21 protein-coding genes and 2 tRNA genes are annotated in these 25,743 nt (G+C 70.5%); 9 read left to right on the forward strand and 14 right to left on the reverse strand.

Annotated elements, in window-relative coordinates; all coding sequences use genetic code 11:
* Positions 1 to 57 precede the first annotated feature (57 nt).
* Positions 58 to 1,806 carry a L,D-transpeptidase family protein gene (locus VFZ09_RS12450; protein ID WP_329727748.1) on the forward strand — a complete coding sequence of 583 codons (1,749 nt, stop codon included), beginning with the start codon at positions 58 to 60 and terminating at the stop codon, positions 1,804 to 1,806.
* Here the strand turns inward: VFZ09_RS12450 and VFZ09_RS12455 are convergent.
* From VFZ09_RS12455 to hemA, 9 genes are all read right to left on the reverse strand, one after another.
* On the reverse strand, positions 1,803 to 2,789 hold the full coding sequence (locus VFZ09_RS12455; protein ID WP_329727749.1) for a D-Ala-D-Ala carboxypeptidase family metallohydrolase: 987 nt from the start codon (positions 2,787 to 2,789) through the stop codon (positions 1,803 to 1,805). The two genes, VFZ09_RS12450 and VFZ09_RS12455, sit on opposite strands and share 4 nt — an antisense overlap.
* 175 nt (positions 2,790 to 2,964) lie before the next feature.
* Positions 2,965 to 4,872: a hypothetical protein gene (locus VFZ09_RS12460; RefSeq protein ID WP_329727750.1), complete on the reverse strand. Its 1,908-nt coding sequence runs from the start codon at positions 4,870 to 4,872 to the stop codon at positions 2,965 to 2,967.
* A 75-nt stretch (positions 4,873 to 4,947) separates the two neighbouring features.
* Positions 4,948 to 5,020, reverse strand: a tRNA-Gly gene (locus tag VFZ09_RS12465).
* Positions 5,021 to 5,082: 62 nt separating this feature from the next.
* Entirely contained in the window at positions 5,083 to 7,026 is a 1,944-nt protein-coding gene (locus VFZ09_RS12470; protein WP_329727751.1) for an ABC transporter substrate-binding protein, read from the reverse strand.
* A 198-nt stretch (positions 7,027 to 7,224) separates the two neighbouring features.
* Complete coding sequence (locus VFZ09_RS12475) at positions 7,225 to 7,614, reverse strand: zf-TFIIB domain-containing protein (protein ID WP_329727752.1); 390 nt, start codon at positions 7,612 to 7,614, stop codon at positions 7,225 to 7,227.
* 169 nt (positions 7,615 to 7,783) lie between these two features.
* Positions 7,784 to 9,049: a UDP-N-acetylglucosamine 1-carboxyvinyltransferase gene (murA, locus tag VFZ09_RS12480; protein ID WP_329727753.1), complete on the reverse strand. Its 1,266-nt coding sequence runs from the start codon at positions 9,047 to 9,049 to the stop codon at positions 7,784 to 7,786.
* Positions 9,050 to 9,070: 21 nt separating this feature from the next.
* A complete protein-coding gene (prmC, locus tag VFZ09_RS12485; protein WP_329727754.1) occupies positions 9,071 to 9,940 on the reverse strand; it encodes a peptide chain release factor N(5)-glutamine methyltransferase in 870 nt (289 codons plus the stop codon).
* Entirely contained in the window at positions 9,937 to 11,043 is a 1,107-nt protein-coding gene (prfA, locus tag VFZ09_RS12490) for a peptide chain release factor 1 (RefSeq protein ID WP_329727755.1), read from the reverse strand. The genes prmC and prfA overlap by 4 nt, the downstream gene beginning before the upstream one ends.
* Positions 11,044 to 11,098: 55 nt before the next feature.
* Positions 11,099 to 12,460 (reverse strand): glutamyl-tRNA reductase, encoded by a 1,362-nt coding sequence (hemA, locus tag VFZ09_RS12495; RefSeq protein ID WP_329727756.1) that lies wholly within the window; start codon positions 12,458 to 12,460, stop codon positions 11,099 to 11,101.
* Positions 12,461 to 12,477: 17 nt separating this feature from the next.
* On the opposite strand from hemA, the gene VFZ09_RS12500 reads away from it, so the two are divergent.
* The gene (locus tag VFZ09_RS12500) at positions 12,478 to 12,801 is read left to right on the forward strand and encodes a hypothetical protein (RefSeq protein ID WP_329727757.1); all 324 of its coding nucleotides are present in this window, start codon (positions 12,478 to 12,480) and stop codon (positions 12,799 to 12,801) included.
* On the opposite strand, the gene miaB is transcribed toward VFZ09_RS12500, so the two are convergent.
* The 3 genes from miaB to VFZ09_RS12515 all read right to left on the reverse strand — a co-directional run bounded on the left by miaB (position 12,798) and on the right by VFZ09_RS12515 (position 14,678).
* A complete protein-coding gene (gene miaB / locus VFZ09_RS12505) occupies positions 12,798 to 14,150 on the reverse strand; it encodes a tRNA (N6-isopentenyl adenosine(37)-C2)-methylthiotransferase MiaB (RefSeq protein WP_329727758.1) in 1,353 nt (450 codons plus the stop codon). The genes VFZ09_RS12500 and miaB overlap by 4 nt on opposite strands.
* Entirely contained in the window at positions 14,147 to 14,527 is a 381-nt protein-coding gene (locus VFZ09_RS12510) for a hypothetical protein (protein WP_329727759.1), read from the reverse strand. Before VFZ09_RS12510 ends, miaB begins: the two co-directional genes overlap by 4 nt.
* Before the next feature lie 74 nt (positions 14,528 to 14,601).
* Positions 14,602 to 14,678: transfer RNA gene (locus VFZ09_RS12515), tRNA-Met, on the reverse strand.
* Between the two features lie 39 nt (positions 14,679 to 14,717).
* Between VFZ09_RS12515 and ftsY the strand changes: the two genes are divergently transcribed.
* Positions 14,718 to 15,803, forward strand: a complete 1,086-nt coding sequence (gene ftsY / locus VFZ09_RS12520) for a signal recognition particle-docking protein FtsY (RefSeq protein ID WP_329727760.1) — start codon at positions 14,718 to 14,720, stop codon at positions 15,801 to 15,803.
* 7 nt (positions 15,804 to 15,810) lie between these two features.
* On the opposite strand, the gene VFZ09_RS12525 is transcribed toward ftsY, so the two are convergent.
* Both VFZ09_RS12525 and ffh read right to left on the reverse strand, forming a co-directional pair.
* Positions 15,811 to 16,518 (reverse strand): DUF2726 domain-containing protein, encoded by a 708-nt coding sequence (locus VFZ09_RS12525; protein ID WP_329727761.1) that lies wholly within the window; start codon positions 16,516 to 16,518, stop codon positions 15,811 to 15,813.
* Between the two features lie 160 nt (positions 16,519 to 16,678).
* Positions 16,679 to 18,061, reverse strand: coding sequence for a signal recognition particle protein (gene ffh, locus VFZ09_RS12530; protein ID WP_329727762.1), 1,383 nt, complete (start codon positions 18,059 to 18,061; stop codon positions 16,679 to 16,681).
* Positions 18,062 to 18,160: 99 nt separating this feature from the next.
* Between ffh and VFZ09_RS12535 the strand changes: the two genes are divergently transcribed.
* From VFZ09_RS12535 to VFZ09_RS12560, 6 genes are all read left to right on the forward strand, one after another.
* Positions 18,161 to 18,919, forward strand: coding sequence for a cytochrome C assembly family protein (locus VFZ09_RS12535; RefSeq protein ID WP_329727763.1), 759 nt, complete (start codon positions 18,161 to 18,163; stop codon positions 18,917 to 18,919).
* Positions 18,920 to 18,946: 27 nt separating this feature from the next.
* Positions 18,947 to 19,192, forward strand: a complete 246-nt coding sequence (locus VFZ09_RS12540) for a PP0621 family protein (RefSeq protein WP_329727764.1) — start codon at positions 18,947 to 18,949, stop codon at positions 19,190 to 19,192.
* Between the two features lie 16 nt (positions 19,193 to 19,208).
* Positions 19,209 to 21,161: a sensor histidine kinase gene (locus VFZ09_RS12545; RefSeq protein ID WP_329727765.1), complete on the forward strand. Its 1,953-nt coding sequence runs from the start codon at positions 19,209 to 19,211 to the stop codon at positions 21,159 to 21,161.
* The gene (locus VFZ09_RS12550) at positions 21,158 to 22,678 is read left to right on the forward strand and encodes a sigma-54 dependent transcriptional regulator (RefSeq protein ID WP_329727766.1); all 1,521 of its coding nucleotides are present in this window, start codon (positions 21,158 to 21,160) and stop codon (positions 22,676 to 22,678) included. Before VFZ09_RS12545 ends, VFZ09_RS12550 begins: the two co-directional genes overlap by 4 nt.
* A gap of 18 nt (positions 22,679 to 22,696) precedes the next feature.
* The gene (gene ampD / locus VFZ09_RS12555; protein WP_329727767.1) at positions 22,697 to 23,293 is read left to right on the forward strand and encodes a 1,6-anhydro-N-acetylmuramyl-L-alanine amidase AmpD; all 597 of its coding nucleotides are present in this window, start codon (positions 22,697 to 22,699) and stop codon (positions 23,291 to 23,293) included.
* 459 nt (positions 23,294 to 23,752) lie between these two features.
* On the forward strand, positions 23,753 to 25,743 hold a 1,991-nt coding region (locus tag VFZ09_RS12560), incomplete at its 3' end, for a ribonucleoside-diphosphate reductase subunit alpha (RefSeq protein WP_329727768.1).

Raw genomic sequence — 25,743 nt, forward strand, 5'->3', positions numbered from 1 at the left:
GCGAGCGGGCAAGCCTGCTCGCCTGCCCCGTACCGCGGGGGTGCCTACCGTGGTCCCATGCGTTTCTGGCCCGCCCTCCTGTGCTGCCTGCTCCTCGGGATGCCCGTCCTGGCCGCCGAGGGTCCGCCCACGCCGGCGCCCCTCGAGGCCGCGGTGCGGGCCCACACGTCCTCCAAGGCCCTGCACCAGTTCTACGAGACACGGGGCTTCCAGCCGGCGTGGTTCTCCTATGACGGCACGGTGCGCCCGCAGGCGCGTGAGTACCTCGCGGCGCTCTGTGAGGCGGAGACGGAGGGCCTGTGGCCGGAGCGCTACCGGCGCGCGGAGCTCGAGGCGGCCCTGCATCGGCTGACGCTGGACGCGGAGCCGGGGGACGCGTGGGTGGAGGTGGAGCTGGGGCTGACGTCGAGCTTCCTCACCTATGCCTCGCATCTGCTGTCCGGCCAGGTGTCCTCGCGGGGTCTGCGGTGGCGCACGAAGCCTCCGGGGCCGGTGGTGCTGGCGGCGGTGCTGGAGGGCACGCTCGCGAGTGGAGACCTGTCCGGCACGCTGCGGAGCCTCTCCCCGAGCAATGAGGGCTTCGTGCGGCTGAGGGAGGCGCTCGCGCGCTACCGGGCCCTCGCCGCCGCCGGGGGATGGCCGCTGGTGCCGGAAGGCAAGCCGCTCGAGCGGGGCATGAGGGATTCACGAGTGGTGGTGCTGCGCGAGCGGCTGCGCGCCACGGGAGATCTTCCTTCGTCCGCGGAGGAGCGGTTGCTCTATCCGGGAGCGCCGGGGGTGGGCGTGGCGGCGCTGGTGGGGGACCTCGTCCGCGCGGCGATGGAGGAGCCGGCTCCGGAGTCTCCGAAGAAGCCCGTTCCCGAGGACCTCTACGACGCGGAGGTGGAGGAGGGGGTGAAGGCCTTCCAACGGCGGCACGGCCTGGCGGTGGACGGGAAGGTGGGCGGGGAGACGCTGAAGGCGCTGCGGGTGCCGGTGGAGGAGCGCATCGCGCAGCTGCTGGTGAACCTGGAGCGCTGGCGCTGGGCGCCGAGGGAGCTCGGGACGCGGTACGTGATGGTGAACCTGCCGGCCTTCGAGCTGGAGGCGGTGGACCAGGGCCGGACGGTGCTGCGGATGCCGGTGATCATCGGGCAGCGGGAGTGGAGCACACCGGTGCTGCGGGAGGAGGTGGAGTACCTGGTGCTGCATCCGACGTGGTACGTGCCGAGCCAGATCACCGCGGAGGAGGTGCTGCCGAAGCTGCGGGAGGATCCGGGGGCGGCGGCGAGGATGGGGCTGACGACGTACGACCGGGCCACGGGGGAGCCGGTGGATCCCTCGACGGTGGACTGGAGCGGGCTGGAGGCGGGCTCACTGCCCTACCGCTTCGCGCAGGATCCGGGGAGTGACAATCCGTTGGGCCGGGTGAAGTTCATGCTGCCCAACCGGTTCTCCATCTACCTGCACGACACGCCGAACCCGAAGCTCTTCGCGGAGGCGCAGCGGGCCTTCAGCCACGGCTGCATCCGGGTGGCCGAGCCGGCGAAGCTCGCGGACTTCCTGCTGCGAGGCCACGAGGGCTGGACGGAGGAGACGCTGGCGGCGGCGATGGCGGAGGAGGGAGGCAAGCAGCGGCGGGTGGAGCTGCCGGCGCCGGTGCCGGTGTACCTGCTGTACTGGACGAGCTTCGTGGACGCGGAGGGCCGGGTGCAGTTCCGGCCGGACGTGTACCGCCAGGACGGGGCGGTGAAGCGGGCGCTGGCGGTGAAGCCGGTGCCCGCGGCGGGCGAGTCTCCGGCGGCCTGCGGAGGGGCGCGCGGTTAGCGCTTGCTCCAGCGGGCCGGGGTGCCACGCACGTCGATGTGCACGAAGGGCCCGTGGACGCGGTTGGCGCGGTAGACGCCGTAGCCGCCGATGAGCTCGGGCACGCGCTGCTCCACGCGGTCCACGGCGCGGGCGAGCACCTCGGCGTCCTTCACGTCGACGCGCCCGTTGCCATCGAGGTCATCCATCTGCCCGTCGCCATTGTCGTCGAGCCAGACATCGGCCGCGTCGCCGTAGGTATGGCGGCTGAACTTCGCGCGGCCGTTCTCACCGGGCCCGTTGTACTGGGGCGTGCGGAAGCCGCTCATGACGTGGAGTCCCTTGGCGGGGTAGCCCTGGGTGCGCAGCTCCTGGAGCACGAGCTCCAGCTTGTCCACCAGGCGCAGGTCGAGCACGAGGTACTTGGGCCAGACATCGGCCTGGTCCTTGGTGAGGAAGTTGCGGAGGCGGAAGTGCTCGGAGACGGCGAAGTCCTGGTTCTGGGGCGTCACCTCGATGAGGAGCTCGGGAGGGGCGTAGCGGCCGGTGCGGCCAGCGGAGCGGGCCGGCCAGCGGCCGATGCGGTAGCCGTTGAGCTGCGTCTTCGAGCCGTCGAAATGGACGGGGGTGATGACGGCGGGTGCACTGGCCTCGGCGCCCTGGGTGGCGGGAGCGAGCGTCCAGACGCCGGGCTGGGCCGGGGCCTTCCAGCCCTCGTCGGTGATGGCGGCCGGGGCCTGGGTGTTCGAGCCCAACGCCAGCCAGCGGGCCTCCTTCACGTCCTCACGGACGGCGAAGTGCGGCTGGAGCGTCTCACCCGGAGGCACGACGACGGCGCGCAGGGCACCGCTGTGGCCACGGGAGACCAGCTCCACGGGCGTGGACGGAGCGGCGGCCGGCGCGGGGGCGGCGGCCATGGCGTACTGGGCCACCAGGAGCAGCGCGGCGACGAGGAAGAGGATGGCTGAACGGCTGAGGGGCAGGCGGCTACGGGATGAATTCACGCGGACCTGGAGCAACCGGCCGCGCGAAAAAATTCCCCCGGATTCCCCGGCTGGGCTCCAGGGCAGGGCAGGTGCTCGAAAGGACTCGGGAAATGACATGGCCGGTGACCCCTCCTCGGGAGAAGGAGGAGACACCGGCCAGGTGTGACGGGTTCCCGGAGGGGAGCCGCCGGCCTCAGCGGATGACGGGGACGATCTCCTTCGTCCACTGGGCGATGTGGTTGGACGTGGTGATGTCCTGGAAGGGCAGCACGAGGGCGGGGTAGCTCGGGTCCTGGCCGAGCGCCACCTTGTCCGGGTCCACGGCGGCGATCCACAGCAGCGTGCCGTTGGGGTTCTCATCCCCGCCGGGGAGCGGGTTGCGCAGTCCATACCTGCGGCTGGAGGAGAAGGTGAACCACTGCAGCCGCGAGCCCGGCTCCCGGGTGCGCTGGTAGAGGAACGGCGCCCACTTGGGGAAGGAGCTGGTGAGGTTCGCTCCGGTGTCGCGCTTGCCGGGCGCATTCGCGCGGGCGAGCTCGATGAGCGGAGCGCCCGCCTCGGCCCTCACGGCGAAGAGGCGCGCGGTGGGATCGCTGTCCGCGTTGCAGTCCTTCCCGGAGGTGGTGCCGCTCGGGCAGGTGGACTCGTTGAAGAGGAGGAACGTGTTGTCGGGCGAGATGGCCGGGTAGTAGCGGTTCTTGCCGTCCACGGCGGGCGCGAGCGTCACCGGTGCGCTCCAGCCCGAGCCGGTGCGGCTGACCATCTGGATGGCGCCCTTGCCGAAGCGCTGGTTGGTGCCCTTCACGCCCATCTGGACGAAGGCGAGCTTCTGCCCGTCCGCGGACCAGTCCGGGTGGCTGACGGGGTTGGTGCTGGTGCCCGTGCCCGCGAGGCTCTGCGCCTTCTTGCCGGTGTTGCCGTCGAAGAGCATCAGGTTGAAGTCGGTGGCGCCCGTGTCCGCGTAGACGCCCGCGTACTGCGAGCCATCCGGGTTCCACGACTCGAAGATGCTCTTGTCCGGAGAGCTGGCGCCCGCGTTGTAGGGCGCGAGCAGCGTCTTGCTGGCCACGTCCATCAGCACGATGCGTCCGGAGTTCTGGCCGCTGGCCTCGGCGACGATCTTCTTCCCGTCGCGCGACAGCGCATGGCAGCCGATGCACTCGCCGGCCGCGACTTCCGGACCGGCGAACTTCTCGCCCGTGAGCTGCGAGGCGCTCGAGAAGTCGAAGCGCATGATGGCCGAGCCGTTGGAGGTGGTCCAATAGTAGAGGCCGCCCGCGAGGTCATCGCGCGAGAAGGACACGGAGAGCGGCGTGGACGTGCCCACCTGCACGCCCGTGTCGTTGGTGCCGCGCAGGGTGATGGAGACGGGCTCGCCGCCGCGGTTGGTCTGGGTCAGCCACTGCCAGGTGGCGTCGTCCGGCCGGTAGATGCAGCCCCCATTCAGCGGCTGGGTGCAGCGCAGGTAGACCTTGAGGTCGGTGACGGCGTTCTGGAACGACAGCTCGAAGAGGGTGTTGCCCGTGCCCGGCAGGAAGTGGAGCTCCGCCCCGCGCATGTTGGGCGGCATGAGCACGCCCTCGTTGGGGTAGACGAGGTCCGGCTTGCGCGTGTCGCTGGGGGGACCGGCGAAGGGGCCCGCCGGGTCCTCGGGCAGCGAGGTGGAGGCCGGATCCTTCACGCTCGCCTGGAGCTTCACGGACACCTGTGTCGTGCCGCGCACGCTGCCCGCGAGGGCGGAGATCGTCGTCACACCGCCCTGGTTCTTGTAGGTGGTGAAGGTGCTGCCCGAGAAGCCACCGATGAAGCCGTTCTCCACCGAGAAGCGGACCTGCGCGGTGATGTCGCGCGTCCCGCCGCTGTCGAAGGTGCCGATGGCCTTGTAGGTGAGCGAGGCGGGCGTCTTCCCGGCCTCGATGAGGAGCACCTGGTCCGCGGGCTCGACGCTGATGGATTTCAGTCCGGGGAGCGGCTCGCCGCTGCCGGTGGTCCCCCCGTCGCTCGACGGGCCGCCCGGGCCGTTGCCGCCATCGTCCTCGCATCCAGTGGAGGCGACGAGGAGCACCGCGAGCAGGGTGGAGAGAAGAGCGGGAATGCGCATGGGGCGCATTCTGGCCCAGAAAAACCAGAGGCCGGCAATCCCTCGGACGTCCGAGAAATTGCCGGCCTCACAGAGAGCGGCGGACCGGGTTCGAACCGGCGACCCCGAGCTTGGGAAGCTCGTGCTCTACCAGCTGAGCTACCACCGCGTCGCAAGCAGTCTCAAAGTAGGGGCCCGCACGCGGCTTGTCAACGAGAAGTATCGGGGGGGCTATTCGCCCTCCTCAATGGTCAGCTGGTAGGCATCCTGGAAGTTGGCCTCGCGGTTGCGCGCGTCGCGGACCTCGAGGATGTAGACCCCGGGCTCGGCGCTGTAGCGGATGACCTCGGGCTGGTCTCCCCGGGCGCGATCGGACGTCTGCACGAGCGACAGCTTCCCGTCCTCGCCCAGGCGGTGCAGGTACAGCCCCACGTCCACCTTGAGGATGCCCAGCAGCGTCACCTTGATGGGCGTGCGCACCGGCCGGTCCGAGAGGTCCAGCCGGTAGTAGTCCACGTCCTTCAGCGGATAGACGGTGCCGCGCACCGCCTTGCCCGGAATGAGCTCCATGGCGCGGTCCACGGAGTTGTTGGGCTCGCGCTCCTGGCTGCCATCGTCCGGCACGGTCGTGACGGAGATGCGGTAGGGCTGGTCCGCGTTCTCGTAGTCGCGCACCCACTTGTTGTCCACCTTGCGCGCGGCGCTCTGCACCCGGAAGTAGCAGGTGCCGTTGCAGGCCACGTTGTTGAGGCGCTCGGGCTCCTTGATGGCGCCGTCGTTGGCGCGCTGGAGCACCGTCTCCTTCTGGCCCTCGCCCTCGGGGGCCGCCACCACGGACAGCTCCAGGTCCATGCGCTCCACGCCGGACAGCTCCACCTTGGCGAGCACCGGCTCGGCCGTCTTCAGGACGAAGTTGTCCACGTCGCCCTTGGGCGAGAGGAAGCCCTCCTTGTAGCCGTACGCCGGCAGGGGCGTGGCCTTGTACAGCTCGTCATTGGGCTCCAGCTCCGCGTTGGCGCCGGCCTCCTCCTGCGTCACCGTGAGCGTGTACGGCTTCTCCGAGTTGAAGCCCCGCTTCGCCTCCTTGCCCGTGCCCACCCAGCCGCTCTTCACCACCACGTACACCACGCGATCGCTCGCCCTCACGCCGATGTTGCGCAGCGAGTAGCCCTGGCCCTCCTGGCCCTTGGGCGTGACGAAGAGTGGCGCCTCCGCGGCCGAGAGCACCGACAGCTCCGCGCGGACGCCCTCGATGCCCGTGAGCTCGATCTTCAGCGCCATCGCGGGCGGCTCCTCCGGCGCGGGCTGGATGCCTCCCTGGCCGGGGACGGGCACGGGGACCTGGAAGCCTCCGGGCTGCTGCGCCTGGGCACCGGCCGCGGCCGGGTTGCCCTCGGGGCTGGGGGCGTTGGCCGTCCCCTCGGGATTCGCGGCCGGCTCGGTGGGCGGATTCTCCGTCCCCTCGGGCGCCGGAGGCTGGCCCTCGGCGGGAGGCGGCTGGGCCCCGGTGGTATCTCCCGGGTTCGGCGCGGGAGCGGGGGCCGGGGGCGGCGTGGCGCCCGCGGGGGGCTCGGGCAGCTCCAGCCGGTACCAGTCCTCGTCGGCCGCGTGCCCGATGAAGCCGGACACCGCCTGGCCGAACTGCATCGGCGTGGCGTCCACGGCGCGGTCATTGGGCTCGCGCTCCACGCCCTCCTCGGGCTCGTGGTAGCGCACCTCGAGCGTATAGGCGCCGCCGGTGCCCTTGCGGGCCGAGGCCACGCGCACCCAGCGCTCGCGCTCCACGTAGAGGTTGGGGAAGCGCTCGGGCTTGCCGTCGCCCCCGCTGTTGATGCCGGCGCTGCGGATGCCGGGGGCGTCGTACACCTCCAGCAGCACGTCTCCGCCGGGGATGCCGGTGACGCTGACGTCCGCCACGCGCGGGTTGGCGGGGGCGAGCCGGTACCAGTCCTCGTCGGGCTTGGACGGATCCGCGCCCAGGCTGGCGGTCACCGTCGCGTCCCGGCCGAGGCTCGGGGCCTGCTCGGGCCGATCGTTGGGCTCCTTCTCGTTCAACAGCTCGGGCCCGGTGACGACCGGTCCGGCGTCCGCTTCCTCGGTGCCCTTGTTGGAGCAACCGCTCGGGCAGCCGGCGAGCAACAGGGCCCACGGCCACACCCACCCCAGACGTCGCATTCCGTTCCCTCTTGGCATTCGGGCGCCTACTCAATCCCCTGGCGCCCGGGTGTCAAGGTTCGCCAACAAACGAATTGGCGCTTTCATCCCGGGATGGGAATGGAGGGAGGACGGAGCGGGGGCGTTCCCGGCCCGGAGGTACGACGGGCCCGGAGGGTGTGGCTCGGGGGAGGGGACGCCCGCGAGGGGCGTGAGCTCTCAGCCGATGGCGCTCTTCTTCTTCGCGCTGAAGTGACGGAAGAAGTCGATGATTTCCTGCTCGGCGACCTTGGCGTCCGTGGCGTCGGCGAACTCCGACTCGAGGAACATGCCGCCACAAGACTCGCAGGTGTCGTAGTGCAGGGGGTGCTGACGGTCACCGCCGTCCACCCGGATCAGGTCTACCTGGCACTCGGGGCAATGGCCGGTGAGAGCCTCCGCGTCGACCTTCCCGCCCTGGCTCTCCAGCCCGGGGAGGTTGTTGTGGAGGAGGATCCGGTTGAGATCCGCGACGTCGATCCACAGCCCGCCGCAATCTCCACACTTTCGCAACGTCTCATGGTCCCCTTCGAGATCGGCCATCTCGACGCTGCAACCGGGGCAATTCATGGGGCGGGTCATTCTCCTGTAGGGGGGAGCAGCGCTCCCGTTGGGGACGGCTCGGGGGCGTTGCCCCCAGGCCGTTCAGGGAATGATAGGTCGCATGAATTTTCAGATGCAACCCAAGTGCTGCGATGTGTTCACACACGCAACCCTGGGAGCCCCCCCGGCCCGGGGTTCAGGCCTTGACCCGGCGGATGTCGGCCCCCAGCTTTCGCAGCTTGCGCTCCAGGCGCTCGTAGCCCCGGTCCAGGTGGTAGATGCGGGCCACCTCCGTCTTGCCCTCGGCGCGCAGGCCCGCCAGGACGAGGGAGGCGCTGGCGCGCAGGTCCGTGGCCATGACGGGGGCGCCGGACAGCTTCTTGACGCCCTTCACCACGGCCGTGTGGCCCTGGATGGTGATGTCCGCCCCCATCCGGTGCAGCTCCGGCACGTGCATGAAGCGGTTCTCGAAGATGCTCTCCGAGATGACCGAGGTGCCGCTGGCCACCGTCATGAGTCCCATCAGCTGGGCCTGCATGTCCGTGGGGAAGCCGGGGTGCTCGGTCGTCTTCACGTCCACCGAGTTGACGACCTTGGGGGCCTTCACCCGCAGGCCCTTCTCCTCGGCGGTGATGGTGCAGCCCGTCTCGCGCAGCTTGAGGATGACGGACTCGAGGTGCTCGGGCTGGGCGTGCTTCACCAGCACGTTACCGCCAGTGATGGCCGCCGCGACCATGAGCGTACCGGCCTCGATGCGGTCCGGGAGGATGGCGTGGTCCACCGGCTTGAGGGACTCCACGCCGTCGATGGTGATGACGGAGGTGCCCGCGCCCTGGATGCGGGCGCCCATCTTGTTGAGCACCCGGGCGAGCTCCTCCACCTCGGGCTCGCGCGCGCAGTTCTCCAGCACGGTGCGGCCCCTGGCCAGCACGGCCGCCATCATGACGTTCTCCGTGCCCGTCACGGTGATGACGTCGAAGTTGACGGTGGCGCCCTTGAGCTGCTTGGCCCGGGCCTCGACATAGCCCTCGGTGAGGGTGATGTCGGCGCCCAGGGCCTTGAGGCCCTTGAGGTGCTGGTCGATGGGGCGGGCGCCGATGGCGCAGCCGCCGGGCATGGACACGCGGGCGCGGCCGAAGCGGGCCACCAGCGGGCCGAGCACCAGCACCGAGGCGCGCATCGTCTTCACCAGGTCATAGGGGGCCTCGGGGGTGATGGGCCCCTCGATGGCCACCTCGCACATGTCCTTCTGGCGGCCGGTGAGCCGCGCGGTGCCACAGCCCATGGTCTCCAGCACCTTGAGCATGGTGACCACGTCGGCCAGGTCCGGCACGTTGCGGTAGACGCTCTTGCCATCGGCCAGCAGCGCCGAGGCGAGAATGGGAAGCGCTGCGTTCTTCGCGCCCGACACGACCACCTCGCCCTGCAGCGGGTGGCCACCCTTCACGATGATCTTGTCCATCTGCTCCGTCTCACCCCGTGGCTAGACAGCCACGGGTTGTGTCCCAAATGCGAGGCGATCCCGCCGCTCCAGGTCCTTCTCCACCCGCGCGTCGTCGTAACCCGCGGCCTGGAGGAGGGCTTTCACGGCGTCGCCCTGCGTCTCGCCAATCTCCATTGCAAGCAGCCCGCCAGGTTTGAGGACGCGCCGGGCGCCCTCGATGACCTTGCGGATGAGCACCAGCCCGTCCGGTCCGCCGTCCAGCGCCAGGTGGGGCTCGCGGCGCACCTCGGCCGACAGGGTGGGTATCTCCGCCGAGGCGATGTAGGGCGGGTTGGAGACCACCACGTCGAAGCGGGCGTCCGGGGGCAGGGGGGCGTACAGGTTGCCCTGGAGCACCGTCACCCGCTCGGCCACGCCGAGGGCCTGGGCGTTCTCCCGGGCCAGCGCACAGGCGTCCGCGGACAGGTCCGTGGCCATCACGGTGGCCTGGGGACGCTCGGCCGCCAGGCTGATGGCGATGCAGCCCGAGCCGGTGCACACGTCCAGCGCCATTCCGGGGCCGTCCTTGGGCAGCTGGTGCAGGGCGGCCTCCACCAGCAGCTCCGTCTCCGGCCGGGGGATGAGCACCCGGGCGTCCACCTTGAAGGGGCGGTTGTAGAACTCGCGCACGCCGGTGAGGTACTGGGTGGGCTCGCCCGCCATGCGCCGCTCGATGAGGGCGCGGAAGGTGGCCAGCTCCGTCTTCTCCAGCGGCCGATCCAGGTCCACGTACAGCCGCACCCGGGTCGTCTTCAGCGCGTGGGCGAGCAGCACCTCGGTGGTGAGCCGGGGCGCGTCCACCCCGCGCTTCTCGAAGTGCTGGGTCGTCCAGGTGAGGATTTTACGGACGGTCCAGTTCTCGCCGCTCATGCGCTCGCGCCGGGGCCCTCGCCCATCTGCTGCTTGAGGGCCTCGGCCTGGTAGTGGGTGCGGCAGGCGGTGATGACGTCCTCGACCCCGCCGGACATGATGGCCGGCAGGTTGTGCACCGTGAGGCCGATGCGGTGGTCCGTCAGCCGGTCCTGCGGGAAGTTGTAGGTGCGGATCTTCTCCGAGCGGTCGCCGGTGCCCACCTGGCCCCGGCGCATGGAGTCGCGCTCGTTGCGGATGCGCTCCTGCTCGATTTCATAGAGCTTGGCGCGCAGCATGCGCTCGGCCATGGCCCGGTTCTTCGTCTGGCTCTTCTCCTGCTGGCACTTCACCACGATGCCGGAGGGCTTGTGGATGAGGCGCACCGCGGAGTCGGTGGTGTTCACGCTCTGGCCGCCGGAGCCCGTCGAACGCATCACCTGCATCTCGATGTCCGCCGGGTTGAGCTTGATGTCCACGTCCTCGGCCTCGGGCATCACCGACACGGTGATGGTGGAGGTGTGGATGCGGCCCTGGGCCTCGGTGGCCGGCACGCGCTGCACGCGGTGGCCACCGGATTCGAAGCGCAGCCTGGCATAGGCACCGTCCCCTTCCACGCGCAGCACCAGTTCCTTGTAGCCACCCAGCTCGGCAGGGTTCTCGCTCAGCACCTCGGTGCGCCAGCCCTGGCGTTCGCAGTAGCGCTGGTACAGGCGTGCCAGGTCGCCGGCGAACAGGGCCGACTCGTCGCCGCCAGTGCCGGCACGGATCTCGAGGAAGGCATTGCGGTCGTCATCGGGGTCTTTCGGGATCAGCGCGGCCTGCAGGTCGGCGTCCAGGCGCTGCAGGTCGGCCTCGGCGCCGGCGGCCTCGTCGCGCGCCATCGCCTGCATCTCGGCGTCGAGACCAGCGTCGGCCAGCATCTCGCGTGCGCCGGCCAGGTCGGCCTCGCGCGCCTGGTAGCGGCGGAACAGGCCGACCACATGGGCGGCCTCGGACTGTTCGCGCGACAGGCTGCGGTAACGCCTGATGTCGGCCGACACCTGCGGGTCGGCCAGCAGGGCATCGAGCTCGGACAGCCGCAGCGCCAGGCGTTCGAACTGTTCTCTCAGCGAGGGGGTCATGGCGGGCGCGGCCGGCCCGTCGATTCAGCGTGGGCGGCCGGACGTCGGAAGGGCGCTAACGGCTGTCGCCGCCGGGCGTGCGGCTGCTGCCGCGCAGGAACAGGCGCGACACGGTCTGCGCGAGCTGCTCGCGCTCGGGCCCGTCGACCGAATGCAGCTCGGCCAGGGTGCCGTGCAGCATCTTGTGCGTCAGGCCGCGGGTCAGGGCCTCGAGCACGGCCTCGACCGGCTCGCCCTTGGCCAGCTGCTTGCGGGCACGGGCCAGCGCCACGGTGCCCCAGTCCTCGGCCTGACGGTTGAGCGCCTGGATCAGCGGCACCGCGGCACGCTGGTCCAGCCAGTGCGAGAAGCTCTGCACGCCGGCGTCGATGATGGCCTCGGCCTGCTGCACGGCGGCCTGGCGCTTCTCGCCGGCGGTCTGCACCAGCGCCGACAGGTCGTCGACGGTATAGAGGTAGACATCGCCCAGCGAGCTGACCTCGGGCTCGATGTCGCGCGGCACGGCCAGGTCGACCATGAACATCGGGCGGTGCCGGCGCTGCCTGAGCGCGCGCTCGACAGCGCCCAGGCCGATGATGGGCAGCGTGCTGGCGGTGCAGGACACGACCGCATCGAATTCATGCAGCCGCGTCGGCAGGTCCGACAGGCGCAGCGCGTGGGCGCCGAAGCGGGCGGCCAGCCGTTCGCCGCGCTCCAGCGTGCGGTTGGCCACGGCCATGCTCCTGGGCGTGCGCGCGGCAAAGTGCGTGGCCACCAGTTCGATCATCTCGCCGGCACCGACGAACAGCACGTTGACGTCCGACAGCCGCTCGAACAGCTGTGACGCCAGCCGCACCGCCGCCGCCGCCATGCTGATCGAGTGCGCGCCGATCTCGGTGGCGGTGCGCACTTCCTTGGCGACCGAGAACGAGCGCTGGAAGAGCTGGTGCAGCGTCGTGCCCAGGGTGCCGGCTTCGTCGGCCTGGCGCACGGCCTGCTTCATCTGGCCGAGGATCTGCGGCTCGCCCAGCACCATCGAGTCGAGCCCCGAGGCCACGCGGAAGGCATGCCGCGCCGCGGCCCGGTCCTCGAGCACATAGGTGTGACTGCGCAGGTGGTCGGCGCTGACGCCGCCGTGACCGGCCAGCCAGCCCATCACCGGGGTCACCAGTTCCTGCGGCGGGGCGCGGTCGGCCGCCACGTAGAGCTCGGTGCGGTTGCAGGTGGAGACCAGCGCCGCCTCGGGCATCACGCGCTGCAGACGCTCCTGCAGGCCGCGCAGGGCCGGCGTCATGGCGTCGGGGGCGAACGCAAACCGCCCCCGCAGGTCGAGCGGGGCGGTGGTGTGGTTCAGGCCGAGGGCAAAGACAGGCACGGGTGCGATTGTAGGATCGAGCCTCACCCGACGGGCAAGGTGACGATGGTCGAGTGTGTCCAAGCCTTTTGCTGCCATGCTTGACGCTTGTCAAGTCAAATGACGCCACAACCTGCGGCAAACCCATGGGCCCGCTCGACTTTTTCTGGCACCTGACCAACCTGCTCGCCGTCGGCCTTCTGTTTGCACTGGTGGCGACGGCGGGTACCAAGCTGATCTGGCGGCGCGCACTGGCCGCGGTGGCGTGGCGCCGGCTGCTGCGGGCCAGCGGCGGCGCCGCCGCCGGCGTCACGCTCGCCGGGCTGGTGGTATTCGGCCGCGACGGCCGCATGGCCACCTACGCGCTGATGGTGCTGGCGGTGGCGGCAGCCTTGGGCTGGACGGGCTTGCGCCGGCGCGCCTAGACCGTCTCGTCGGCCAGCACCGGCGTGCCGCGCAGCGAATGCGGCAGTGCGCCGGTGATGCGCACGTCGACCATCTGCCCGACCAGCCGCGCCGCCAGCGGACCGCCATCGAAATTGACGATGCGGTTGCACTCCGTGCGGCCCATCAGTTCGGCGGCATTCTTGCGCGACGGGCCTTCGACCAGGATGCGCTGCACGGTGCCGACGCGGCTGTCGCTGATGCGGGCCACGTTGCGCTCGATCGCCGCCTGCAGCTGCTGCAGGCGCTGCGACTTGACTTCGCGCGGGGTCTCGTCGGGCAGGTTGGCTGCCGGCGTGCCCGGCCGCGGGCTGAAGATGAAGCTGAAAGACGCATCGAAGCCGATGTCGTCGATGAGCTTCATCATCTTCGCGAAGTCGTCGTCGGTCTCGCCGGGGAAGCCGACGATGAAGTCGCTCGACAGGCTGATGCCCGGGCGCACGGCGCGCAGCTTGCGGAGGGTGCTCTTGTATTCCATCGCGGTATAGCCGCGCTTCATCGCCATCAGGATGCGGTCGCTGCCATGCTGCACCGGCAGGTGCAGGTGGTTGACCAGCTGCGGGATCTTCCCGTAGGCCTCGATCAGGCGCTGGGTGAACTCGTTCGGGTGGCTGGTGGTGTAGCGGATGCGCTCGATGCCCGGGATCCCGGCCACATAGTCCAGCAGCAGCGCGAAGTCGGCGCTCTCGCTGCTGTTGCCCATCGCACCCCGGTAGGCATTGACGTTCTGGCCCAGCAGCGTCACCTCCTTCACGCCCTGGTCGGCGAGGCCGGCGACTTCGGTCAGCACGTCGTCGAAGGGGCGGCTGACCTCTTCGCCGCGCGTATAGGGCACCACGCAGTAGCTGCAGTATTTGCTGCAGCCTTCCATGATCGACACGAACGCCGAGGCGCCTTCGACGCGCGCCGGCGGCAGGTGGTCGAACTTCTCGATCTCGGGGAAGCTGATGTCGACCTGCGCGCGGCGCTCGGCCTTGCGCGCCTCGATCATCTGCGGCAGCCGGTGCAGCGTCTGCGGCCCGAAGACGAGGTCGACATAGGGCGCGCGCTCGATGATGGCCACGCCCTCCTGGCTGGCCACGCAGCCGCCGACGCCGATCAGCACGCCTTTTTTCTTGAGGTGCTTGACGCGGCCGAGGTCGCTGAAGACCTTCTCCTGCGCCTTCTCGCGCACCGAGCAGGTGTTGAAGAGGATGAGGTCGGCCTGCTCGGGGTCGTTCGTCGGCTCGTAGCCCTCGGCGGCGCGCAACACGTCGGACATCTTGTCCGAGTCGTATTCGTTCATCTGGCAGCCGAAGGTGCGGATGAAGACTTTCTTGGGCTCGTTCATGGCCGGCTCCAGCGCTGCGACACGGGGTCGAACTGCCAGGCGCGCGCCTGCTCGGCCGTCGCCGGCCAGGGCTGGTTGGCGATCTCGCTCGGGCGCAGGATCCAGATGTCGAGCAACTGGCCACCGCCCTCGGTGGTGTAGTGCACCAGCAGCCTGCGGCCGGCCAGCTGGCCCATCACCTCGAAGCGGTTGTCCTCGTTGCGGATGCGCGCGCCGGGCGCCAGCCGCGCCGGCTTGCCGTTGAGCAGCACATCGGGCGGCGCGACGCCCGTGAGCTCGCCGCGCAGCGCGGCAGGCGGAAACAGGCGCGGGACCTGGGCGGTCACCGCCGGGGCGGCCCAGAGCAGGGCCAGGCCGAGTGCAGCACAGCGAAGCATGGTGTGGATCCAGGGGCTGTGGACAAAACAAATCGGCCCGGGGTAACCGGGCCGACGGCGATCGAAAGGTGATCTGGTGGCGCTTCAGGGACTCGAACCCCGGACCTGCGGATTATGATTCCGTCGCTCTAACCAACTGAGCTAAAGCGCCTGAACCCAAAAGTATACAGCGCGCACCAACCGGATCAAGATGTTCAGCTTTTTCAAGAAGAAGGTGCAGACCCCGGCGCCGGAGGCCATTGCGGCGCCGGCGCCCGTCGCTGCGCCGGCACCGGCGACTGTGCCCGTACCCATGGCCGCGCTGGCACCGGTGACGGATGCGCCGGCCGCCGCCGCGGCGCCTGCTGCTGCGCCATCCGTGCCCAGATCCGGCTGGTTCGACCGCCTGAAGCAGGGCCTGCGCAAGACCGGCGGCAGCATCGCCCAGGTCTTCACCGGCACCCGCATCGACGACGCGCTGTATGAAGACCTGGAGTCCGCCCTGCTGATGGCCGATACCGGCGTGGCGGCGACGCAATTCCTGCTGCAGGACCTGAAGCGCCGTGTCAAGGACGCCAAGGCGACCGATGCCGGCGCGGTGAAGGCGCTGCTGGTCGACGCCATTGCCGAGCTGCTGCAGCCGCTGCAGCGCGGCCTGAGTGTCGGCCGGCACACGCCGACGGTGATCATGGTCGCCGGTGTCAATGGCGCCGGCAAGACGACGACCATCGGCAAGCTCACGCGCCACCTGGCCGCGGCCGACCAGCGCGTGCTGCTGGCGGCCGCCGATACCTTCCGCGCTGCCGCCCGCGAGCAGCTCGCGGTATGGGCCGATCGCAACCGCGTCGAGATCGTCAGCCAGGAAGGTGGCGACCCCGCGGCGGTGACCTTCGATGCCGTCAATGCCGGCCGTGCGCGCGGCAGCGATGTCGTCATTGCCGATACCGCCGGCCGCCTGCCGACGCAGCTGCACCTGATGGAAGAGCTGAAGAAGATCCAGCGCGTGATTGCCAAGGCACAGCCCGACGCGCCGCACGAGGTGCTGCTGGTGGTGGACGGCAATACCGGCCAGAACGCGCTGGCCCAGGTGCAGGCCTTCGACGCCGCGCTCGGGCTCACCGGGCTGGTCGTGACCAAGCTCGACGGCACCGCCAAGGGCGGTGTGCTGGCCGCCATCGCCCGCTGGTGCAGCGACAAGCAGCGCCCGCTGGCGGTCTATTTCATCGGCGTGGGCGAGGCGCTGGAGGACTTGCAGCCCTTCGATGCGCGCGAGTTCGCGCGCGCCCTGCTCGATTGACGGTGTTTCAGCCGGCAGCCGCCGGCCTGGAATCGTCGAAGTCGTCGAGAAAACCCGAGGGTACCGGCTCGGGGCCGGCATCGTGCATGGCGGCGTCGCCTTCGGCCAGCAGGGCGTCGAGCTCCTGCGTCTCGGGGATCGGGATCAGCGGCATCGGCCGCGAGCTGGGGGCCACCGGCTGCATCGGCCCGCTGCCGCGCACCAGGTCATGCGCCAGTGCGGTGCGCACCTCGGCCGGCGTCGGCAGGTGGCCCTCGCGCCAGACGTGCACGCGCACGCCGGCGGCCCGCAGCACGCGGGCCAGGCGCTCGTGGCGGCGGCGGCTGCGGGCGCTTTCCTCGCCCGCGCGCACGTCGATCACGGCCAGTACGCGCGAGCCGGTGTCGCACACCAGCAGGTCGGCGCTGAGCGTACCCACCCGCTGCAGCCACTCGGTGTAGGAATGCCGCGTGGGCACGCGCAGAAAGCGCGCCAGCGGCACCTGGGCCAGCACCATATAGCCCGGCAGGGCACGGCGCAGCAGTTCGTAGGACTGCCGCTCCTGCACCGTCATCACGCGTGCCGGTTCGGGGGGCCAGTCCTGCACCGTGTCGAGCGCGTCACGCAGGCTGCGCGATCCCTGCTGACGGCCGCGCAGGCGCGTGATCAGCAGCGTGATCAGCAGGGCCACGGCCCCGGCAAGGGCCATGGTCGAGGCAGAGTCGAGAAAGTCCATGTGGGTCGCCAATGCACCCCGTGGGTGCCGTCGTCGCGCAAAAGCCTGCAAGCTACGCGTGACGGGAGGTCGCGGTCAACCACGCGCCGGCGACGAAGGTATCCAATCGTTTCGGCGCTCGACAATGCCCGGCAGGTGCGGCAATGCGCCGCGCTTGTGCTCAGCGCGGCGGCAGGCCGGGAAAACCCCCGCCGCCCATGCCGCCCATGCCCCCCATGCGGCGCATCATCTTCATCAGGCCGCCACCCTTCATCTTCTTCATCATCCCCTGCATCTGCTCGAACTGGTTGAGCATGCGGTTGACCTCCTGCACCTGCACGCCGGCGCCGGCGGCGATGCGGCGCTTGCGCGAGGCCTTGATGAGTTCGGGCTTGCGGCGCTCGAGCGGCGTCATCGCATGGATGATGCCTTCCATGCGGCGCACGTCGCGCTCGGCGCGGTTCATGTCGGCGCCGGCGGCCTTGGCGGTGAGCTGGCTGGGCAGCTTGTCCATCAGTCCGGCCAGGCCGCCCATCTTCTTCATCTGCGAGATCTGCATCAGGAAGTCGTTGAGGTCGAAGCCGCCGCCGGTCTTCACCTTGTCGGCCAGCTGCTGCGCGGCCTGCAGGTCGACGCCCTTCTGCACCTCCTCGACCAGCGCGACGATGTCGCCCATGCCGAGCACGCGGCCGGCGTGGCGGTCGGCGTCGAAGACCTCGAGCCCGTCGATCTTCTCGGACACGCCGGCAAATTTGATCGGCGCGCCGGTGATCTGCCGCACCGACAGTGCGGCGCCACCGCGCGAATCGCCGTCCAGCTTGGTCAGCACGACGCCGGTGAGCGGCAGCGCATCCTTGAAAGCCTTGGCGGTATTGATCGCGTCCTGGCCCTGCATGGCGTCGACGACGAACAGCGTCTCCACCGGCTTGAGCACCGCGTGCAGGTCGCGGATCTCGGCCATCAGCGCCTCGTCGATGCCCAGGCGGCCGGCGGTGTCGACCAGCAGCACGTCGAAATAGTGGCGCCGGGCGTGATCCAGCGCCGCCAGCGCGATGTCGTGCGGCTTCTGGTCGGGCGTCGACGAAAACCACTCGGCACCGGCCTGCGCGGTCACGGTCTTCAGCTGCTCGATGGCGGCCGGCCGGTAGACGTCGGCCGATACCGTCAGCACCTTCTTCTTGCGCTTCGTGATCAGGTGCTTGGCGATCTTGGCGGTCGATGTCGTCTTGCCAGAGCCCTGCAGGCCGGCCATCAGGATCACCGCCGGCGGCTGCGTGGCGAGGTCGAGGTCGGCCACGCCCGCGCCCATGGTGGCGGCGAGTTCCTTGTGCACGATGCCCACCAGCGCCTGGCCGGGGTTGAGCGAGCCCACCACCTCATGACCCAGGGCCTTGTCCTTGACGCGGGCGATGAAGTCCCGCACCACGGGCAGCGCAACGTCGGCCTCGAGCAAGGCCATGCGCACTTCGCGCAGCATGTCCTGGATGTTGCTCTCGGTGATGCGGGCCTGGCCGCGCATCGTCTTGACCAGCCGTGAGAGGCGGTCGGATAGGGTCGAGGCCATCGCGGGACGGCGCGTCGGCACGCGCCGCGAAAGTACACTGTGGCGATGATTTTATCGTCGGGCTCCGGCAGTGCCCTGGCCAGCGGCTGGCCGGGGGTGATGGCCAGCCTCCTGTATGCGGTGGCGGCGCTGCAGGGAGGCCGGCAGGAGCGCTGGGCGACGATGGCATTGCCCGCGGCCTGGATGGCCCATCTGCTGGCGCTGATCTTCGACCTCAGCGGCTGGGGCACGGGTGGCCAGGGCACGCGGCTCGGCTTCGCCCCGGTGCTGTCGCTGACGGTCTGGATCGTCATCGGCGTGCATGCCGTGGAAAGCCGCTTCGTGCCGCTGCCCGCCGTGCGTGGCTGGCTGGCACCGGTGGGCGTGCTGGTGGTGCTGCTGGCGGCGCTGTTTCCGGGCGACAGCCGGCAGTTCGGCTCGCCGCTGGCGGCCTTTCACTTCGTGCTCGGTGTCGGCGCCTATGGCCTGTTCGGCGCCGCGGTGCTGCACGGCGCGCTGCTCGATGCCGCCGAGCGTCGCATGCGCATGAAGGGCCCGTCGCCGGGCGGCGGTACGGGCATGCCGCTGCTGCAGCTCGAACGGCTGACCTTCCGCTTCGTCGAGGTCGGATTTCTCGTGCTGTCGGCCACCGTGCTGCTGGGGCTGTTCACGGCCACGCAGTGGCGCTGGGATCACAAGACCGTCTTTTCGCTGCTGGGCTGGGCGGTATTCGCGGCGCTGCTCGTCGGTCGCCGCCTGCAGGGCTGGCGCGGACGCCGCGCCACGCGCTGGCTGTATGTCGGCGCGGCGCTGCTGCTGCTGTCCTATGTGGGCTCGCGCTTCGTGCTCGAAGTCCTGCTCGGCCGTCCGTCGGCCTGAAGCGCCGGCCCACCCGATCCCCATCCGATGAAATACCTGCTGCTCCTGCTCGTGGTCGGCGTCGTGCTGTTTCTGATGTTCGGCCGCCGGCGCAAGCCTGACGAAGACCGTCCTGACGCCGGCGACCGCCCGGCCGCCCGGCGTCCGGGCGAGGCCGCGACGATGCTGGCCTGTGCGCACTGCGGCGTGCACCTGCCGCGCGACGATGCGGTGCTCGACGCCGCCGGCCGCGCCTACTGCGGCGAGGCGCACCGCATCGCCGGCCCGCGCTGAGGCGCGCGACCGTACCGTGGACGAGCCCGGCACCGGCCCTGCACCGGCGGCGTCGACTGCCGGCGGCGACCGGCGCAGCGGTGACCGTCGCGTCGGCGATCGGCGCAGGTCCGACCGCCGCGGCACGCGTGCGCCCCTGCCCGACGAGTCGTGGTTCGGCGCCGTCGGTGTCGACGGCGATCGCCACGCCGACGCCCGCGAGTCCTTCTTCGACCCCGGCTGGCTGGCCGCCGGCGAAGAAGCGGCCGACAGCCACTTCATCACCCGCGAGGCGCGGCGCGTGGCGACGGCGCAGGACACCGCGCTGGCGCGCGTCTATCGCACCTATGCCGCCGCGCGCGCGGTGGTCGGCCTGGTGCTGGTGGCCGTGCAGGCGGCCAGCGGCCTGCTGGGCTCGCGACCGGCGCTGGCGTCGGCGCTGCTGTGCCTGGCCTACGCCGTGCAGGCCATCACCTTCTGGCTGCTGCCGCGCTACCAGCCGCTGAGTGCACCGCAGTCCAAGCGCAGCCAGCGCCGGCTGCAGTGGCTGGCGACGATCGGGGTCGACCTGGTCGTCTTTGCCGGGCTGCACATGCTGGAGCCGGGCTCGAGCTTCAACTTCGCGGCCCTGCTGGTGCTGCCGGTGCTGATGGCCGGTGTGTTGACCAGCCGCCTGCTGGCGCTGGCCACGGCCGCCGGCGTGACGCTGATGCTGCTCTTCATGGCCTGGCGCAGCGCTCAACTGGGCGGCGACCTCAATCCGCTGATGATGCAGGCCGGCCTCGCGGGGCTGGGGCTGTTCGTCATCACGCTGCTGTCGGGCGAACTGGCCGGGCGCCTGGCGCGTGAGGAGCTGGCCGCGCGCGGCAGCCTGGAACTGGCACGCCAGCAGGCGCAGCTCAACCGCCTGGTGATCGAGGAGATGGTCGACGGCGTGCTGGTGGTCGACCATCGGCTGCGCGTGCGTGCGGCCAATCCGGCGGCGCGCGAGCTGCTTGCCGAGCAGGGCCTGGCGCCGACGGCGCCGTTCCCGTTGCCGTCGCGCCAGGCCTGGCTGCCGCTGTCGCAGGCGGTGGAGGCCGCGCTGGCCGATTCCCGCACCTGGCCCGAGGCCGGGCGCGACATCGCGCTCGCCTTCGACAGCGGCCACCGCCGCACGCTGCGCGTGCGCATCCGCTTCATGCGCCGGCGCGACATCGACCAGCGCGCCGGCGAGCCGTTCTGCGTGCTGCTGCTGGAGGACGTGCGCACCGCCGAGGCGCGGCTGCGGCAGGAGAAGCTGGCCGCGATGGGGCGCGTCTCGGCCGGCATCGCGCACGAGATCCGCAACCCGCTGGCCGCCATTTCGCAGGCCAATGCGCTGCTGCTGGAAGACGAGCTCGGCGCCACGCAGCAGCGGCTGGCGCGCATCGTGGCCGACAACGTCGAGCGCCTGAAGCGCCTGGTCGACGATGTGATGGAGGTGGCCCCGGGGGCGCCGCCGGTGGTGCGCGTGATCGACGCCGCCGCCGCGGTGGCTGCCGCCGCCGCCGAGTGGGCGCATACCGTCGACCTGCCGCTCGGCGCGGACAGCCGCTTGCACGTCGACCTGCCGACGCAGCCCCTGGGCGTGAGCTTCGACCCCGAACACCTGCGCCGCGTGCTCGTCAACCTGCTGGACAACGCGCACCGGCACGCCAGCGGGGTGCCGGGCGCGATCTTCCTGCGCCTGGCGGCGGTGGACGAGCTTCGCGCCCAGCTCACCGTGGCCAGCGACAGCCCGCCGATCCCGCCCGAGGTCGAGCGCCACCTGTTCGAGCCCTTCTTCTCGACCCGCAGCCGCGGCACCGGGCTCGGCCTGTACATTTGCCGCGAGCTGTGCGAGCGCTATGGCGCCAGCATCGAATACCGCGCCCGGCCGGGCGCTGCGCGGCTGCGCAACGAATTCCGCGTACTGATGCAGCGCGCTGCGCCCGGACCGGCCAATGCCACCCTGGGTCTCGTGCCGTGAACCAAACTGCCCCGCAACGCCTGCTCGTCGTCGACGACGAGCCCGATCTGCGCACGCTCTATGAACTGACACTGGTGCGTGAAGGCTTCGACGTCGAGAGCGCCGGCTCGGTCGAGGAAGCCTGGGCGGCGCTGCAGCGCCAGCGCTTCGCCGTCGTCATCACCGACATGCGCCTGCCCGACGGCACCGGCCTGGACCTGCTGCGCCGCATGGACGAGAGCGGACGGCGCGAGAAGGGGATTGTCATCACCGCCTACGGTTCGGCCGAGAATGCGGTCGAGGCGCTGAAGGCCGGCGCCTACGACTACCTCACCAAGCCGGTCGACCTGCGCCAGTTCCGCTCGGTGGTGGCCACGGCGCTGGGCCGCGCGCCGGTGCCGGTGGCCGAACACCAGGGCCTGCCGCCGCGCGAGCGCGGCGGCGAATGGCGCAGCCTGCGCGCGCCGGCATCCGAAGCCCTTGCCAGCGGCCCGGCCGCGCTGCGGCGGCTGGTCGGCGGGTCGCCGGCCATTCAGCAGGTGCGCTCGATGATCGAGAAGGTGGCGCGCAGCATGGCGCCGGTGCTGGTGCAGGGCGAGTCGGGCACCGGCAAGGAACTGGTCGCGCGTGCCATCCACGAGGTGTCGCCGCGCGCCGGGCAGGCCTTCGTGGCCGTCAATTGCGGTGCCATCCCCGAGGCGCTGCTCGAGGCTGAATTTTTCGGCTACCGCAAGGGCGCCTTCACCGGCGCCACCGAAGACCGCGAGGGCTTCTTCCAGGCCGCCCACGGCGGCACGCTGTTTCTGGACGAGATCGGCGAGCTGCCGCTGGCCATGCAGAGCAAGCTGCTGCGCGTGATCCAGGAGCGCGCCGTGCGCCCGCTGGGCAGCACGGCGGAGCTGCCGGTCAACGTGCGCATCGTCAGCGCCACACACAAGGACCTGGCGGCCGAAGTGGCGGCCAGCCGCTTCCGCCAGGACCTGTACTACCGCCTCAACGTCATCCAGATTCCGGTGCCGCCGCTGCGCGACCGCCTGGTCGACCTGCCCGACATCTGCGCCACGGTGGTCGAGCGCATCGCCGGCGATGCCGGTGTCTCGCCGCCACCCGAGCTGACTGCCGGCGCGCTGGCGCAGCTGCGCCGCTACAGCTTCCCCGGCAACGTGCGCGAGCTCGAAAACCTGCTGCACCGTGCACTGGCGCTGGCCGGCGGCGCCCGCATCGAGCGCGAGGACCTGGGCCTGCCCGACGCCGCGCTGGTCGACGTCGAGCCCGAGCCTGCGGCCGCATCGCCGGAGGCCGTGGCAACGCACGCAGCGGCGCCGGCGGGGGCGGCGCCGCTGCCCGGCGATCTGGCGACCTACCTCGACGAGGTCGAGCGCGAAATCCTCGAACGCGCCCTCGAACGACACCGCTACAACCGCACCGCCGCCGGCGCCAGCCTGGGCCTGTCGCTGCGCCAGATGCGCTACCGCATGGCCAGGCTGGGCATCGGCAGCAGCGACGGACCGGCCGACGGTCGCGGCGATGGTGACTGAGGCTGGGTCGATCCAGGCATGAGGGCGCGCCGCCTCGAGCCCGGCTGGCGCGAAGGCTGGTGGTCCGGCGCGCGCCACGCGCCATCGCCGAATGCCGGGTCGCGGCCGGCGGGTGAGCGGCCCAGCCTGGTCGTGCTGCATTCGATCAGCCTGCCACCGGGCGTGCTGCATGGCGACGCCGTCGAGCGCCTGTTCCTCAACGCGCTGGATGTCGATCGCCACGCCTCCTTCGACGGCCTGCGTGGCCTGCGGGTGTCGGCGCATTTCTTCGTGCGGCGCAGCGGCGAGGTCGTGCAGTTCGTGGCCACGCACGAACGCGCCTGGCACGCCGGCGTGTCCTGCTGGCGCGGGCGCGCCAATTGCAACGACTGGTCGATCGGCATCGAGATCGAAGGCCTCGAAGGCCGGACCTTCGCTGCCGCCCAGTACCGCGCGCTGCGGCGTCTGTTGCAGGCCGTCGTCAGCCGTCATCCGATCGACGAGGTCGTCGGACACGAGCACGTGGCGCCCGGTCGCAAGCGCGACCCGGGTGCGGGCTTCGAGTGGGTGCGGGTTGCACGCGCACTCGGGGGCTCGCGGGTGCGCGTGTGGCCGCGCCTGGGCGCCATGCCCTGAAGCGGCGCGGCCGGCAGGGCGATTTCGCCTGCGCGGCCGCATCGTGGCAGGCTCGTGCGCAGCGCGGCCGCGCGCCAGGCGGCCGCGCACCCGGGGCGGCCCGCAGGGGACGGTCGAAGCCCGTCATCGCCATCAGGGAAGCCCCCGACGAGGCACTACCGCTAGTGTCTTGTGGGGGTCGGCACCCCCAGATATAGTGTCGCCTCGTGCTATTCTCTCGACCTCGGCGAGGCGGCCCCGATTCCCATGAAGCCATGCTGCGAATCATCCGATCGCCCATGCCGTGACCGCGCAGCATGCGGTCCTGCGGTCGAAGGGGCTGCGCCGAAATCGTTGTCCGTCGATGCCTGCTTCCGCCTCTGGCTGGTGGCGGGCTTTCTGTTGCGCTTCCGATAAGAAGGCCAGGGCCCGTCGCTCACGCGCGGCTCGTGCCTCGTTGACCGTCCACAAGGGGATTCGATGCCAAGCATCCTGCCGTCCGTTGCCGAGGCCGCCGCGCCTGTTCGCCACGCTGCCGCCACCGCGGCGCCGGTGGCCCATGCCTACGCGGGTTACCAGATCATCCGCCGCAATGGCGCCGTGGTCTCGTTCGAACCGAACAAGATCGCGGTGGCCCTGATGAAGGCCTTTCTGGCCGTGCACGGTACCCAGGGTGCGGCTTCCGCCAGCGTGCGCGAGACGGTCGAGCGGCTGACGGAGGCCGTGGTGCGAGCGCTGCTGCGCTCGCGCCCGGGTGGCGGCACCTTCCACATCGAGGACGTGCAGGACCATGTCGAGCTGGGCCTGATGCGCGGTGGCCACCACGAGGTGGCGCGCGCCTACGTGCTGTACCGCGAGCGCCGCGCGCAGGAACGCGCGCGCCAGCAGGTCACCGCGGCGCCGGCGCGGGCGACCGAACTGTTCGTCACCGACGGCGGCCAGCGCGTGCCGCTGGACATGGGCGCGCTGAAGGCGCTGGTCGCATCGGCCTGCGAGGGCCTGGGTGCCGACGTGCAGGCCGAGCCCATCATGGCCGAGACGCGCCGCAACCTGTACGACGGTGTGCCGATGGACGAGGTCTACAAGGCCGCGATCCTGGCCGCGCGCACGCTGATCGAGAAGGACCCGGGCTACAGCCGCGCCACCGCGCGGCTGCTGCTGCACACCATCCGCCGCGAGATCCTGGGCGCCGAAGTGTCGCAGGCCGGGATGCAGGCGCAGTACGCCGACTACTTCCCGCAGTTCATCAAGAAGGGCATCGCCGCCGAACTGCTGGACGACAAGCTGGCGCAGTTCGACCTCGCCCGCCTGGGCGCGGCGCTGAAGGCCGAGCGCGATCTGCAGTTCGACTACCTCGGCTTGCAGACCCTGTACGACCGCTATTTCCTGCATGTCGACGAGGCCCGCATCGAGATGCCGCAGGCCTTCTTCATGCGCGTCGCGATGGGCCTGGCGCTGGGCGAGATCGACCGCGAGGCGCGGGCGATCGAGTTCTACGACGTGCTGTCGACCTTCGACTTCATGTCCAGCACGCCGACACTTTTCAACAGCGGCACGCGGCGCAGCCAGCTCTCAAGCTGCTACCTGACCACGGTGGCCGACGACCTCGACGGCATCTACGAGGCGCTGAAGGAAAACGCGCTGCTGTCCAAGTTTGCCGGCGGCCTGGGCAACGACTGGACGCGCGTGCGCGCCCTGGGCAGCTACATCAAGGGCACCAACGGCAAGAGCCAGGGCGTGGTGCCGTTCCTGAAGGTGGTCAACGACACCGCGGTGGCCGTCAACCAGGGCGGCAAGCGCAAGGGGGCGGTGTGCGCCTACCTGGAGAGCTGGCACCTCGACATCGAGGAATTTCTCGAGCTGCGCAAGAACACCGGTGACGACCGCCGGCGCACGCACGACATGAATACCGCCAACTGGATCCCCGACCTCTTCATGCGCCGCGTGATGGAGGGCGGCCCCTGGACCTTGTTCTCGCCGTCCACCTGCCCCGACCTGCACGACAAGTTCGGCAAGGACTTCGAGGCCGCCTACACCGCCTACGAAGCCAAGGTCGACCGCGGCGAGCTCAAGCTCTTCAAGCGCGTGGCGGCGAAGGACCTGTGGCGCAAGATGCTGACGATGCTGTTCGAGACCGGCCACCCCTGGGTGACCTTCAAGGACGCCTGCAACGTGCGCAGCCCGCAGCAGCATGTCGGCGTCGTGCACTCGTCCAACCTGGGCACCGAGATCACGCTGAATACGTCCGACACCGAGATCGCCGTCTGCAACCTGGGCAGCGTCAACCTGGCGCAGCACCTGTTGGACGGCGGCATCGACCAGGTCAAGCTGAAGATGACGGTGGCGACGGCGATGCGCATGCTCGACAACGTCGTCGACATCAACTACTACGCCGTCAAGAAGGCGCGCGACTCCAACCTGCGCCACCGCCCGGTGGGCCTGGGCGTGATGGGCTTCCAGGACTGCCTGTA

This window comes from Archangium sp. (genome assembly GCF_036277355.1).
Lineage (GTDB): Bacteria > Myxococcota > Myxococcia > Myxococcales > Myxococcaceae > Archangium.